Origin of the sequence: Aeromonas sp. TW 6 (genome assembly GCF_013168745.1) — a bacterium.
Taxonomy (GTDB): Bacteria; Pseudomonadota; Gammaproteobacteria; order Enterobacterales; family Aeromonadaceae; genus Aeromonas; species Aeromonas caviae.
Genome location: NZ_JABERS010000007.1, coordinates 94,449 through 107,067, shown reverse-complemented (window position 1 = coordinate 107,067; position 12,619 = coordinate 94,449). Strand labels below are relative to the sequence as shown.

Genomic DNA, 12,619 nt, shown 5'->3' with positions numbered 1-12,619 from the left:
CAGGAAAACTGCATGATAACAGCGCGTTACCACCCAAGGTCAAGGCTGGTAGGGCTTGGCCAGCGCCGCTATCTCGCCGCTCTCCACCATGGCTTGCAACGCCTGCGCCAGCTTGGAGCCCAGCTCGTGGTGGGGTGAGTGCTTGCTCATCCCGAGGTAGAGCACCACCGGGTTGGGGGGCTGGAAGGGCGCCTTGACGAGGCCGGCGTCGTTGCGCTGGCTCAGGGCGTAATCCACCTGGCAGTCGGTCCCTATCATCAGGGGCAGGTGGCCCCGCTCCACCATGCGCTGCAACTGGTCTTCGGTGGGGACCCCGTGCTTGTCTAGCTGGGTGTCGCCATCGAAGGGGGGGAAGTAGGCGGAGTTGAGCACATAGCCTATCTCGCGGCCTCGCAGATCCTCGTAGCGCCTGAGACCTGCCACGGCGGCGGGCTTGCCATAGAAGGCAGGCCGGCACTGGTAATAGGACGGCTGCAGGTAGTCGATGAAGGCGGCCCGCTCCTCGGTGTGAGCCAGCCCTATCATCAGATCCACCTGACCGGTCTGCATCTGTTTGAGTGCCCGTCCCCAGGGCACCCGTTTGAGGGTGAGCACAATGCCGCTGCGTGCCTGCAACTGGCGCAGAATGTCGATATCCAGCCCCTGGAAGTCGTCGTTCTCTGCCAGCATGCGAAACGGCGGCCAGACATCGGTGGCCACCGTCAGGGTCGGCGCACCTTGCGCCCAGCAGGCAAACAACAGACAAAGCGCACCCCAGCTTGTCTTGCCCATCCAGCTTTCGCCTTCTTTTGTTACATCCTTGTGAGCTAAAAATACCCTCAAGCACCACTTATGAAAACCCATGGAGTCGAGATAAAATGCATTGATTTAAAAGGAGAACCTAATGAACCCCATCATGACCAGTATCGGCCTGCTCATCTGCAGCAACGTCTTCATGACGTTTGCCTGGTACGCCCATCTCAAGAGCATGAATCACAAACCCTGGATCATCGCCGCCCTGGTGAGCTGGGGGATAGCCCTGTTCGAATACCTGTTGCAGGTGCCCGCCAACCGCATCGGCCACACCGTGCTCTCCGTCGGCCAGCTCAAGATCCTGCAGGAGGTGATCACCCTCACCGTGTTCGTTCCCTTCTCCATCTTCTATCTGAAAGAAGATCTGAAGTGGGACTACCTCTGGGCGGGTCTGTGCATCCTGGGCGCGGTCTTTTTTGTGTTCCGCGAAAAACTGACCGGCGCCTGAGGCTGTACACTCAAGCCATTCATCATCCCCCAGCCCTTTGAGCGACGAGGCCCCTCATGGAATTGAGAGACATGCTGCAGATCCTGGCCAAACAGGACGGTTCCGATCTCTATCTCTCCACCGGCGCCCCCCCCTGCGCCAAGTTCAACGGCGCCCTGCGCCCCCTCACCCAGGAGCCCCTGGGGCCGGGCGAGGTGGCCCGCATCGCCTACGACATCATGGATCTCGAGCAGAAACAGCAGTTCGAGAAAGAGCTGGAGATGAACCTCGCCATCTCCCTGCCCCAGATAGGCCGTTTTCGGGTCAACATCTTCAAGCAGCGCAATGAAGTCTCCCTGGTGGCGCGCAACATCAAGACCGAGATCCCCCGCTTCGAGGATCTCAAACTCCCTCCGGTGCTCCTCGACACCATCATGGAGAAGCGGGGTCTGGTGCTCTTCGTCGGCGGCACGGGGTCCGGCAAATCCACATCGCTCGCGGCCCTCATCGATCATCGCAACCGCAACAGCGGCGGCCACATCATCACCATCGAGGATCCGGTGGAGTTCGTCCATCGCCACCAGAAGAGCATCATCAACCAGCGGGAGGTGGGGGTGGATACCCGCAGCTTCCACGCGGCCCTGAAGAACACCCTGCGCCAGGCGCCGGACGTCATCCTCATCGGTGAAATCCGCGATCGGGAGACCATGGAGCATGCCCTCGCCTTCTCGGAGACCGGGCATCTGGCCATCTCCACCCTGCACGCCAACAACGCCAACCAGGCGCTGGATCGCATCATCAACTTCTTCCCGGAAGAGCGCAGACCCCAGCTGCTCAACGACCTTGGCAACAACCTCAAGGCCTTTGTCTCCCAGCGGCTGGTGAAGACCACGGACGGCGGGCGCCGGGCGGCGGTGGAGGTGATGCTCGGAACCCACACGGTGCGCGATCTCATCAAGCGCGGCGAGTTTGGCGGCCTCAAGGAGATCATGGAAAAATCCAGGGCCCTTGGCATGGTGACCTTCGACAGCACTCTGTTCGATCTGGTGGTCGAGGGGGTGATCGACGAGGAGGAGGCGGTGAAGAACGCGGACTCCCAGAACAACCTGCGCCTCAAGATCAAACTCTGGCGGGAAAAGGGCCAGATTGGCAACAGCGCGGCGGCGAGCGGCTGGAGCCTGGAGCCCACCAAGGACGAGGGCGACCTCTTCTGAGACGGGCACGGCGGCCACGAAAAAGGGAACCCTCGGGTTCCCTTTTTCATATGGGCAGGCGTCAGCCCTTCTGGATCAGCCCTATCTGGCCGGGCTCGCACCACTCGAACGTCACCTCTTCGTGCTTGCCGCAGCAGGAGCCGCCACACAGGCGGCTCTCCCGCTTGGCGACGCGCCCCTTGCGCATCCAGACCCCGAGCATGGCCTCTACCGCATCCTCGGAGGTCTGGAAGTGGCGGGCCAGCGCCCGCCGGCTCACCTTCTTGTGCAGGGCCAGATAGTCCCCCAGTTCACGCAGGATCACAGAATACCCCCCTCTCGGCGCACTCGCCCCTGACCATGAGCCCCTTCACAGGGTCACCACCTTGCGGGCGACGATGTCGCCGTGACGACGCCCCAGCCACCAGAGCAGCACCAGGGAGAGCAGATAGCTCAGGCTCCAGACCAGGCTCTGCGCCGGGTGGGCGGCGAAGGTCGCCAGTTGATAGAAGAGGGTGGCGCACAGGAAGGCGACGTAGTTGCACCAGGCGGCGGTGAACAGGGCCCACTGGCGACCGGTCTCTCGCACCAGAGCCCCCATGGCGGCGGCGCAGGGCATGTAGAGCAACACGAACAGCAGGTAGGCAAAGGCCCCGGCCACGCCGTCGAAGTGGGTCTGCATGTTGCCGTAGGTGGAGGTGTCCACCTCCTGGGCCTCGGCTGCCGCCTGCTTGTCCTCCAGATCCCCCACCTTGATCCCCATGGGATCGGCGGGGTCGATGTCCGCCAGGTTGGCGGGAATGGTGGCCAGCGCCGCTTTCAGGCTGCCCAGCAGGGAGTATTCACTCTCCTCCTCATCACCGGCGCCGCCGGCGTAGAGGCTGTTGAGGGTAGCGACCACCGCCTCCTTGGCAAAGATGCCGGTGAGGATACCCACCGTGGCCTGCCAGTTGTCGTCCCGCACGCCTATGGGATGCAGCACCGGGGTCACGGACTGGCTCAGCTTGCTCAGCACCGAGTTCTCCTGATCCTGGTTGCCGAAGCTGCCGTCGGTGCCGAGGGAGTTGAGCACGCTCAGCACCGCCACCATCAGGACGATGGTCTTGCCCGCGCCGAAGATGAAGCCCTTGAGTTTCTGCCAGGTGCGCAGCCCCACGTCCACCGGACGGGGCCACTCGTAATCGGGCATCTCCATCACCATGGAGTCGCTCTTGCCCGGCAGCAGGGTGCTGCGCAGGAAGAGGCCGGTGAGCACCGCCACCAGGATGCCGAACAGATAGAGACCGAACACCAGGTTCTGCCCCGACTCGGGGAAGAAGGCCACCGCGAACAGGGCGTAGACCGGGAGACGGGCACCGCAGGACATGAAGGGTGCCATGGCCGAGGTCATCAGCCGCTCGCGCTCCGACCCCAGGGTGCGAGTCGCCATCACCGCGGGCACGGTGCAGCCAAAGCCCATCAGCATGGGGACGAAGGCCTTGCCGGGCAGGCCGAGGCGACGCATCAGGGCGTCCACCACGAAGGCGGCGCGGGCCAGATAGCCGGAGCTCTCCAGCACCGCGAGGAAGAGAAAGAGGCAGCCCACCACGGGGATGAAGGTCGCCACCGTCTGCAAACCGGCACCCACGCCGTCCGCGAGCACGGCCCCCAGCCAGTCGGGGGCACTCATCAGCCCCAGCAGGTGGTGCACCCCGTCCACGAAGAGGGCCCCCCCGAGGATGTCGAAGAAGTCGATGAAGGCGCTGCCCACCTTGATGGCGAACATGAACATCAGGTACATCACCAGCAGGAAGAAGGGGATGCCCACCCAGCGGTTGAGCAGCACCCTGTCCAGCCGTTCGCTCTGGGCGACCGTGAGCTTGTCCTGATGACGGCACGCCTGCTGGCACCAGTGGTGGATATGGCCGTAGCGCAAATCAGCGAGTTGCAGGTCGATGTCCTGGGCGTGGTGGGCGCGGCTCACCACGTTGTCGGCCGCCGCTTGCTGCCCCGCAGCCAGGGTCTCCTGCATGGCGATGTCTTCCTCCAGCAGGCGCAGGGCGCGACCACGGCGATGCAGATGATGAGGGGCGAGCAGAGTCTCCAGCTCGGCGATGTCTCCCTCGAGGGGCTGACCGTAGTCGAGCACCAGGGCGGGCTGGGACTGGCCGATAAACTGGTGGATCCCCTCTTTGAAGGCCGCCACCTGCTGGCGATTGTGGGCCGAGAGCGACACCACGGGGCACCCCAGCGCCTTGGCGAGCAAGGCCTCGTCGATGGTGATGCGCCGCTTTTGCAGCAGATCCATCTTGTTGAGCACCACCACCATGGGCAGCCCCAGCTCCCGCAGTTGCAGGGTGAGGTAGAGGGAGCGCTCCAGGTTGGCGGCATCGATGACGTTGAGCAGCAGATCCGGCTGCTGGCGCTGGACGAAGCGACTGGCGATCTGCTCGTCCAGGCTCGCCTCCTGGTTGGCCAGGGCATAGATGCCGGGCAGGTCCACCAGGGTGTATTCCTGCCCGCGGGCAGCAAAGGCCCCCATCTTCTTGTCGACGGTGACCCCGCTCCAGTTCCCCACCTGCTGGCGGGAGCCGGTCAGGGCGTTGAACAGGGAGGTCTTGCCGCTGTTGGGATTGCCCACTGTGACCAGGTTGTAGCTCATACCGGCTCCACCTCGATTTGCTGGGCCAGACTCCGCTGCATGGAGAGGCAGATACCCTGGCACTGGATCTGGAGCGGGTCCCCCAGGGGGGCGGCCCGCAGATAGAGGATCTCGGTCTGGGGCAGCAGCCCCATCACCATCAGCTTGCGCCGCAAGGCGCGGCCAAGGTGGTTCATGTGCGTGATGCGAGCGCTCTGTCCCGGCGACAGCTCTGTGAGTACCATGACGGGCTCCTGAAGTTAAACAAGAATAATTCGCTTTTAATGGGGGGATTATAAGCTGTGCCCTCAACATTTATTTGCGTAAAATCAAACTCCGCTTAGCTAACCGATAAAGTATTGCCATGAGTCACGACAACAACAGCCGCCTGGTCTACAGCACGGACGGCGGCATGATCAAGGAATCCGCCCCTGCCCAGCACGCCTCCCCCTTCCCCGCCGACGGGGTCGTGCGCATCCGCCGCGAGACCAAGGGACGCAAGGGGGCCGGGGTCATCAGCATCCACGGCGTTCCCGTCGACCAGCAGAAGGCCCTCGCCACCCTGCTCAAGAAGAAGTGCGGTACCGGCGGCGGTCTCAAGGAGGGGATCATCGAGATCCAGGGGGACAAACGGGATCTTATCAAGGCCGAACTGGAGAAGGCCGGCTTTCAGGTCAAGCTGGTGGGGGGATAATTCCCCATCCCGCGCCTTGCCTCACCGGGGTTTTTTCCCTAGAATGCCCGCTCCCATCGAGGGGGAGTAGTCTCGACACGGACCCGTTTCGTGCGCGATCCTGATCAACATACTTGGTGCCAACTCACCATGGTCAGGGTGATCCGGGCAATGCCGGATTTGACAAGACCTTTGACGGGCCAGTGCCAAAACCGGGGACGGATGGCGCAGGCTTGTCTTTGGTTTATAACAATTCCGTCCCCCGGTCATTTTTATGGAAGCCTTGTTAACCTCCACCATCAGCGTTGCCATCGCCGAGATCGGCGACAAGACACAGCTGCTGGCCCTGTTGCTCATCTGTCGTTTTCGCAAACCCTGGCCCATCATCGCCGGCATGCTGGCTGCCACCCTGCTCAACCACGCAGGGGCCGCCTGGATAGGGGAATTCATCAGTCGCTGGATGGATCCCAAGGTGATGACCTGGCTGGTCGCTGGCGCCTTCATCGCCATGGCCGCCTGGATCCTGGTGCCGGACAAGATGGACGATGAAGAGAGTTCCCTGGACAAGTACGGCCCCTTCATGGCCACCTTCGTGCTCTTCTTCATCGCCGAGATCGGTGACAAGACCCAGATAGCCACCGTGCTGCTGGCAGCCAAGTACGACTCCCTGATCCAGGTGATCACCGGCACCACCCTCGGCATGATGCTGGCCAACGTGCCCGTGGTGCTGCTCGGCAAGCTCGGGGCCGACAAGCTCCCCCTCAAGGGGATCCGCATTGCCTGCGCCATCCTCTTTGCGGGGCTTGGCATCTCCACCCTGATCTTCGCCTGACCTCCATAGAAGCCGGCGGGGGATCAGCGTGAGCACTGATCGCCACCGCCGCCCCGGACGTCCTTCAGGCCCCCTCCTCACGGCGGGGGCCTTTTTAGTGCAAAGACATGGCCCCGTGCCGCGACCTGTGTCGCAGCGCCGACGGCGCCCCTGCCCCGAGACGCGGCGCCGTGCCATAATGCCTTATCTTTCAGGCATCACGGCTTCAGGAGCCCCCATGCACCTCACCTCAAGACAGACCCTGCTCGACTGGGTCAGGCGCGGCCGCCTGCCACGGGCCTCGCTGCCTGCCGCCCTGGCCCTGTGCGATCTGCCCCCCGGCCCTGCCCGCTGGCAGTGGCTGTTCGACAGGCTGCTGCTCTGGCTCGGCTGCCTCTGCCTTGGCGCCGGCCTCGTCTTCTTCGTCGCCTTCAACTGGCAGGCCCTGGGGCGCCTCTCACGTCTCGCCCTGCTGGAGCTGCCGTTGCTCGCCATGCTCCTAGTGCTCTGGCGAAAACCCATGAGTGACACCCCGCGCCAGGCCCTGCTGCTGGCCCTGGCCCTCAACCTCGGCGCCCTGCTCGCCCTGGTGGGCCAGACCTACCAGACCGGCGCCGACCCCTGGCAGCTCTTCGCCACCTGGGCCCTGATGCTGCTACCGCTGGCGGCCCTTGGCAGAAGCCCGCTGCTCTGGACCCTGGCCTGGCTGCTCGGTCAGCTCGCCCTGGTGCTCTACTGGCGGCTCGGCCTTCTCGATCTCTTCTTCTCCTTCAACGAGGAGGCCCTCGGCTGGTGCCTGACCCTGCTCAACGCCGCCCTCTGGGGTCTGCTCATCCTGGTGCCCGCCCGCTACGCCCTGATGCCCTCCTGGCTCGCGGGGCTGGCCGCGGGGCTCGGCATCACCCTCCTCACCCTGCTGGCCCTGTTCGATGCCGCCTCTCCCTGGGTCTGGCCTGCCTGGCTCGCCTGGCTCGGCGCCGCCTACCTGCGCTGGCACCACAGGTTCATCGCCGGGCTCACCATGGGGTGCCTGAGCCTTATCGCCGTCATCCTCGCGGCCCTTGGCAAGTGGATGGAGCCGGACATGAACGGCTTTTTGCTGCTGGCCCTCATCACCATCGGCCTGTCGGTGATGGCCAGCCGCTGGCTGCAACAACAACGGAGGCAGCATGTCTGATCTCACCCCCTGGGAGCGCCTGCGTGCAGCCCAACTTGTGGAAGGGGATGCCCCCCGGGATGAACAGCCCCACTGGTCGGGCCGTTTTCTGCTCGGCATGGTGGGCTGGATAGCCGCCCTCTTCCTGCTCTTCTTCCTCTTCATGGCCTTCGAGCAGCTGACCCGCGACCCCAACAACGCCCTCACCATGGGGATGGTGCTGATGGCCGCCGCCCTCGGTCTCAACCGCATGGCGACCCGCAGCGATCTCTGGGATCAGTTCGTGCTGGCGCTGGCGCTGGCGGCAGATGCCTGGCTGCTCTACGGCCTGCTGGACAGGCTGGATCTGAACGTCGCGTGTCTCTGGTTCGGTCTGACCGCCTTCTCCCTCGGGGTGGCCGCCCTGTTCGAGCACTGGCTGATCAGGCTGTTCCACAGCTTCGCCGCCGCCATCCTGCTCACCCTCGCCCTCGCCTGCCTCGGCCTGCACCTGCTGGCCCTGCCGCTGGTGATGGGCGCCGTCGCCCTGTGCTGGCTGCAGGCGGAGCGCGATCCCGCCCGCCATCTGCTCTATGAATCCCTCACCCTGGGGCTGGCACTCTCCCTGCTGGTGCTGGGACGGCTGCACCACCCCCTGTGGGAGGGAGGCACCAGCGTGCTCAATGAGCTCGGCAGCTCCCGCCTGCCCCTCTGGCTCAATCCCCTGCTCTGCGCAGCCCTGCTGCTCGCGGTCATGGTTCGCCTCAGGCTGCCGCTGCGCTACGGGCTGCCGCTGGTGGTGATCAGCGCCATCATTCCCGGCATGGGGGCTGGCGCCCTGGTGCTGGTGCTCGGCTTCTACGCCGGCAGCCTGGCCCTGATGACCCTGGCAGGCCTGCTGCTGCTCGGCTTTGGCTCCCTCTATTACTACGATCTGGGGCTGACCCTGATGACCAAGTCCTGGCTGCTGCTCGCCTCGGGGGCCCTGCTGCTCGGTACCCGTCAGTGGCTCAAGCACCTTCACCACAGGAGCCCCTCATGAGACGCCTCGCCTTTTTGCTGACCGGTCTTGCCCTGCTCGCCGGCATCAACGCCACCGTCTGGCGCTTCGAGCACGCCATGAGCCAGGGGGAGGTGGTGCTGATCGAGCTGGCACCGGTCGACCCCCGCTCCCTGATGCAGGGGGACTACATGCGCCTGAACTACGCCCTCGCCCGCCAGCTGGCGGGCCGCCAGGCCGCCGCCGGCCCCCACACCCTGGTCGTTCGCCTGGATGAACATCAGGTGGTGCACTGGGTGGAAGGGGGCAAGCCCGAGGCCCCGGGCCCGGGGGAGCGCCTGCTCAAGGTGCGCCAGCGCGACGGCCAGTGGTTTATCGGGCCTGACGCCTTCTTCTTCGAAGAGGGCACGGGAGATCAGTATGAGTCGGCCCGCTACGGCGAGTTTCGTCTGCAAGAGGATGGCAGCACCCTGCTGGTAGGGCTGAGGGACGAAGCGTTCACCCCCCTGGGTCACCCCCGTCCGGCCTGGTAAAAAGGGGGCGCCGACCCGGTTGTGAGTGGCAAGATGATGACGGCCCCCAGCGGATAACGTCTTCGCCGGGTGGCGAAACGCCGTGACTTGGCAACACTTGAAACTGGGCACTCGGCAGCAGGACGGTCAGGATGAACATAGACATTGCAGTCCCCCTTCGCAGACTGGTCGCCTGCGCCGCCTCGCGGCCATGGTCTGGGGCACTCCCGCGACCCAGGCCAGCCCGGCGCTCGCCAGCCTGCACTACCTCACAGAAGAGTACAAACCCTACAACTTCACCGGGGAGGATGGCGCCCCGACCGGCTTTGCCATCGACCTGCTGCACCTGGTGTGGCAAAAGACCGGCACCCCTGTCCAGCCCGTCAGCATCCTCCCCTGGGCCAGGGGTTACTACCTGCTGACCCAGAAACCCAATGTGGTGCTCTTCTCCACCGCCCGCACCGAGGCGCGCAATCCCCTGTTCAAGTGGGCCTGCCCCATCGGCTATGCCGAGATAGTGCTGATGGGGCTCGCCAGTCGCCCCCTGACCCTGACCAGGCTGGAAGAAGCCCAGCGCTACACCATAGGCGCCGTGCGATCCGACGTGGGGGAGCAACTGCTGCTCAACGCAGGCTTCGACGAGCAGAAGATCATGACCGCCAACCGCCTCTCCCAGGCCCTGCGCATGCTCACCTCGGGCCGGGTCGATCTGGTCTCCAGCAACAAGTCCACCCTGCTGGATCTCATCAAGACCCAGCAGCTGGATCCTGCCCAGTTCGAGGTGCGCTGGATGTTGAGTTCCGAGCAGTACTGCTTCGCCTTCAGCCACCCGGTGGACGATGCCCTGGTCAGGGAGTTCCAGCTCGGCCTGACCCAGGTGCTGGCCAGCAGCGACTTCCAGCAGCTCCAGCACAAATACTTCCCCTCCCCCTGACCCCTTCCCCCGCCGGGGCCGCCAAGGCCCCGGCCCGCCTTTGAGCCAGCGCACGAAACCCGTTTAATGTTCGCCACTTGCAACGACAAGGGGTGACGCAGACCGTCCTGGGTCCGTAATATAGGGCGCAGGAGCCTGTTGGCCCCTTTTTCACGGCAAGGGGCAGGGCGCACGGTGGCAGCGACAGTCAGGGGCGGCAGCGTGCCCACCGACCGCCTTCATCGGGCAGCGCCGCGCTCACGCCCTTCCCCGCCATCTCTCCGATCTCTTGGGAACACACATGCACAACACAGCGAAATGGTTGATGAGTCTCTCGGTCTGCGCCCTTCTGATGGCCTGCGGCGGTGACAAGACCACCGGCAAGGCCTGTCTCGGGTCAAACAACGACACCCTGGTGGAGGGGATGCAGGACAAGTGCAAGGCGGGGGACATTGTCGCCACCAAGCACCCGGCCTATTTCTGCGATTTCAACTACGCGGTCACCTTCAACAGCTACAACTCCGCGATTTGCGTCTACTCAGGCGGTCTGAAACCGGAGAGAACCACGGAAAAATCATAACTGGCGACCCATTTGCCCCGTCTGACACGAAGAGGGCGGCAGGATATGTGGTCAACACCCGGGCGGCGGTGCCGCCCAGGCCATCCGGGGGCGGCTTCGCCCCTATTTCACCCGCATCAGACGGTGATGCTGCCCGGCGCACTCGAGCTGGAGCACCTGGGATCGGGCCATGGCCTCCACCCTGGCCAGCATCTCGGCGCTGTAGCCCTTGCGGCGCATCCATTGCAAGGGCTCCTCAAAGCCCCCTTCGTTGACCACGAAGGTATCTGTGTAGGACTCCTTGACGATGCTGACCACCCAGATGCGCTGCTGAAACTCGCAGAGTCCGGCCACCAGGGTGGCCGCCCGCCCGGCCAGGGCGCGCACACGGCGGGCAAGAAGATGAACCATGGTATGGGCTCCGAACTGATAAAAGGGAAAACAGACTGGCACCCGGGTGGACACGCCCCCCTGTGCCCTCTCAACCCGCCCCGCTCCTATCGCGGGGCAGACACCTGACTGGAAGGGGGCGGGTTACCGCCCTCCCCTGCGGCCCGGCGCTGGCGCTTGACCGCATACATGCTCGCATCGGCCCGGTTCAGCGCCTCCTCGACGCTGACCTCGGCCGGCATCACGGCCACCGCCCCCACGCTGGCACCGGGATAATGGATCACCTTGTCCCCCACCGGCAGTGACAGCACGCTGTGCTCGAACAGGCGCTGGCGAAACGCCGCCACCGCCCCGTCCAGCGTGTCGGCGTCCGGGAAAGGCCCCATGCCCACGGCCACGAACTCGTCCCCCCCAAAGCGGGCCAGCAGATCGCCGCCACGCAGGGTCTCGCTCAGTTGCCGCGCCATGGCGGTGAGCAGCCTGTCCCCCGCCTCGTGGCCATACTCGTCGTTGATGGCCTTGAAGCCATCGAGATCCACAAAGGCGATGAGCACCGGATGCCCCGCCCGCTCCGACAGGGAGAACAAGCGGGTGAGCTCCAGCATCAGGGCGCGGCGGTTGGGGAGCCCGGTGAGGGGATCGGAGAGGGCCAGGCGCGAGAGCTCGTCGTTGGCCTGCTGCAATTGCCGCAGCAGTTGCTCCCGCTCCACCTGTTCGGCAATCAGGTGCGCGAAGAAGGCGATGAGCTGCTGCGCCCCCGCCACCGCGGGTTTTTGTTCGGTACTGGCGCCGCACAGGGTGCCATAGAGGGAGCCGGTCGAGGTGCGCACCGGGCTGCTCAGATAGGAGCGAATGCCGAGCTCGCTGGCCGCCTGGGAGTCCCCCCACAGAGCGGCGACGTCATCGGTGTAACCAATCTCTTCGTCGATGGCACGGCGACACAGGGTATCGCTCCACTCCACCGTCATCCCCTCGGGGATCTGCAGCCCGGCCACATTGCGGGCATAACGGACATGCTGGGTGCTTTGCCCGAGGTCAATCTCGGTGAGATAGGTCGACTCCAGCCCGGTCACCGACGCCAGCATCTCCAGCAAGGGGCGGGTCAGGCTCTCCAGATCCCGCGCGTTTATCATCTGCTCCGAGAGCGCCAGCAAAATTTTATCCATGCCTACCTCCACTACTGCGTGCATCTGATGGGCGACTACCTTAGCCAACTCGGGGCGGGCCCGACAAGCGGCAGACCGCGATTGACCGGGGGAAAGATCGATTTGTTCACATTTTGGCATAACCGGACCCCAAGCGGCGTCGCCATGCGAAACACAGGGGCACAACCCTGCCCTCGCCCTTGGGTGCCGCGTCGATTCCTGCCGCGTATTCACCCACGGTCACCATCCCCTCGCCCCTTGCGGGAGAGGGTTAGGGTGAGGGGTCACTCGCCGTCATTTGGCATTGCTACGCCTGTAGGGTCGGTAGGGTCGATTAGCGAAGCGTAATCGTCCGCGGTAACCATCCCCTCTCCCCTTGGGGGAGAAGGTCAGGGTGAGGGGTCGGTAACGTCATTGCATGGCGAATGCCGCCCCACGCCTCAATGGCA

Annotated in this window: 15 protein-coding genes; 9 read left to right on the top strand and 6 right to left on the bottom strand. The window is 64.5% G+C overall.

Annotated features, from left to right (window positions below; translation table 11 throughout):
- Nucleotides 1–39 precede the first annotated feature (39 nt).
- Nucleotides 40–771, bottom strand: a complete 732-nt coding sequence (locus HKD46_RS05435; protein ID WP_042878521.1) for an ABC transporter substrate-binding protein — start codon at nt 769–771, stop codon at nt 40–42.
- Nucleotides 772–883: 112 nt separating this feature from the next.
- On the opposite strand from HKD46_RS05435, the gene HKD46_RS05430 reads away from it, so the two are divergent.
- Entirely contained in the window at nt 884–1,240 is a 357-nt protein-coding gene (locus HKD46_RS05430) for a DMT family protein (RefSeq protein WP_010675200.1), read from the top strand.
- A gap of 56 nt (nt 1,241–1,296) precedes the next feature.
- Nucleotides 1,297–2,433, top strand: a complete 1,137-nt coding sequence (tapW, locus tag HKD46_RS05425) for a type IVa pilus ATPase TapW (RefSeq protein ID WP_029314740.1) — start codon at nt 1,297–1,299, stop codon at nt 2,431–2,433.
- A gap of 61 nt (nt 2,434–2,494) precedes the next feature.
- Here the strand turns inward: tapW and HKD46_RS05420 are convergent, their stop codons facing one another.
- The 3 genes from HKD46_RS05420 to HKD46_RS05410 are packed head-to-tail and all read right to left on the bottom strand — an operon-like array spanning nt 2,495 to nt 5,277.
- Complete coding sequence (locus HKD46_RS05420) at nt 2,495–2,737, bottom strand: FeoC-like transcriptional regulator (protein WP_171865000.1); 243 nt, start codon at nt 2,735–2,737, stop codon at nt 2,495–2,497.
- A gap of 45 nt (nt 2,738–2,782) precedes the next feature.
- Complete coding sequence (gene feoB / locus HKD46_RS05415) at nt 2,783–5,053, bottom strand: Fe(2+) transporter permease subunit FeoB (RefSeq protein WP_103260352.1); 2,271 nt, start codon at nt 5,051–5,053, stop codon at nt 2,783–2,785.
- Nucleotides 5,050–5,277 (bottom strand): FeoA family protein, encoded by a 228-nt coding sequence (locus HKD46_RS05410; protein WP_010675204.1) that lies wholly within the window; start codon nt 5,275–5,277, stop codon nt 5,050–5,052. The genes feoB and HKD46_RS05410 overlap by 4 nt, the downstream gene beginning before the upstream one ends.
- 119 nt (nt 5,278–5,396) lie before the next feature.
- Between HKD46_RS05410 and HKD46_RS05405 the strand changes: the two genes are divergently transcribed.
- From HKD46_RS05405 to HKD46_RS05375, 7 genes are all read left to right on the top strand, one after another.
- Nucleotides 5,397–5,726, top strand: a complete 330-nt coding sequence (locus tag HKD46_RS05405) for a translation initiation factor (RefSeq protein WP_010675205.1) — start codon at nt 5,397–5,399, stop codon at nt 5,724–5,726.
- Between the two features lie 253 nt (nt 5,727–5,979).
- Nucleotides 5,980–6,537: a TMEM165/GDT1 family protein gene (locus HKD46_RS05400; protein ID WP_010675206.1), complete on the top strand. Its 558-nt coding sequence runs from the start codon at nt 5,980–5,982 to the stop codon at nt 6,535–6,537.
- 217 nt (nt 6,538–6,754) lie between these two features.
- Entirely contained in the window at nt 6,755–7,693 is a 939-nt protein-coding gene (locus tag HKD46_RS05395) for a DUF2157 domain-containing protein (RefSeq protein WP_171864999.1), read from the top strand.
- Nucleotides 7,686–8,693, top strand: coding sequence for a DUF4401 domain-containing protein (locus HKD46_RS05390; protein ID WP_171864998.1), 1,008 nt, complete (start codon nt 7,686–7,688; stop codon nt 8,691–8,693). Before HKD46_RS05395 ends, HKD46_RS05390 begins: the two co-directional genes overlap by 8 nt.
- On the top strand, nt 8,690–9,184 hold the full coding sequence (locus HKD46_RS05385; protein WP_171864997.1) for a GDYXXLXY domain-containing protein: 495 nt from the start codon (nt 8,690–8,692) through the stop codon (nt 9,182–9,184). Before HKD46_RS05390 ends, HKD46_RS05385 begins: the two co-directional genes overlap by 4 nt.
- A 190-nt stretch (nt 9,185–9,374) precedes the next feature.
- A complete protein-coding gene (locus HKD46_RS05380; protein ID WP_029314741.1) occupies nt 9,375–10,097 on the top strand; it encodes an ABC transporter substrate-binding protein in 723 nt (240 codons plus the stop codon).
- A gap of 280 nt (nt 10,098–10,377) precedes the next feature.
- Nucleotides 10,378–10,656: a hypothetical protein gene (locus HKD46_RS05375; protein WP_029314742.1), complete on the top strand. Its 279-nt coding sequence runs from the start codon at nt 10,378–10,380 to the stop codon at nt 10,654–10,656.
- A gap of 102 nt (nt 10,657–10,758) precedes the next feature.
- Here HKD46_RS05375 and HKD46_RS05370 read toward each other — a convergent pair whose 3' ends face one another.
- Nucleotides 10,759–11,046, bottom strand: a complete 288-nt coding sequence (locus HKD46_RS05370; RefSeq protein ID WP_039041204.1) for a hypothetical protein — start codon at nt 11,044–11,046, stop codon at nt 10,759–10,761.
- An 86-nt stretch (nt 11,047–11,132) separates the two neighbouring features.
- Nucleotides 11,133–12,191, bottom strand: a complete 1,059-nt coding sequence (locus HKD46_RS05365) for a sensor domain-containing diguanylate cyclase (protein ID WP_053288364.1) — start codon at nt 12,189–12,191, stop codon at nt 11,133–11,135.
- Nucleotides 12,192–12,619 lie beyond the last annotated feature (428 nt).